This window comes from Lysobacter sp. TAB13, from assembly GCF_052113885.1.
In the GTDB taxonomy this organism is placed as follows: Bacteria; Pseudomonadota; Gammaproteobacteria; order Xanthomonadales; family Xanthomonadaceae; genus Lysobacter; species Lysobacter gummosus.
In genome coordinates this window covers 1-383 of sequence record NZ_JBFRDR010000335.1, presented here as the reverse complement: position 1 = coordinate 383, position 383 = coordinate 1, and the positions used below count along the sequence as shown (strand labels likewise).

The window sequence follows — 383 nt, the reverse complement described above, 5'->3', positions numbered from 1 at the left end:
GTTCAGGATCGATTCTTGAAGTCGGTGAGGCAATCGGCTTGTGGGGCTTTCGCGACGAGCCTAGGCCCTGGCTCTGACACGGCCCATGCCAATCATCTTCATGTTGATATCCAGCCGCGCCGCTCAGCCGCGTCCCGCTTCTGCCAGTGACAGTGTACGGGGTCGCTCACGCGACGTGGTCGGAGATTTCGTCGCGCTCGACACGGGGGTGCCGCCAAGGATCGCTCGGGCGAAACAGAGCTACCGGAAGGCGGCAGGTCTCGGCCTGCGCGCGGCGGAGCGCAAGAATATCGAGCGCCGTGCTCCGGTCGAACCCCGACGCAATCAAATCCTCAAGTTCCCAAAAGGGAGGGAGCCGGTCCGGCTCGCTGCCTGTCGGGATC

Annotated in this window: 2 protein-coding genes; one reads left to right on the top strand and one right to left on the bottom strand. The window is 64.0% G+C overall.

What is annotated here, in order from left to right:
• Positions 1 to 15 precede the first annotated feature (15 nt).
• A complete protein-coding gene (locus tag AB4Y92_RS26420; RefSeq protein ID WP_441822318.1) occupies positions 16 to 150 on the top strand; it encodes an extensin family protein in 135 nt (44 codons plus the stop codon).
• 16 nt (positions 151 to 166) lie between these two features.
• Here AB4Y92_RS26420 and AB4Y92_RS26415 read toward each other — a convergent pair.
• On the bottom strand, positions 167 to 383 hold a 217-nt coding region (locus AB4Y92_RS26415), incomplete at its 5' end, for a hypothetical protein (RefSeq protein WP_441822317.1).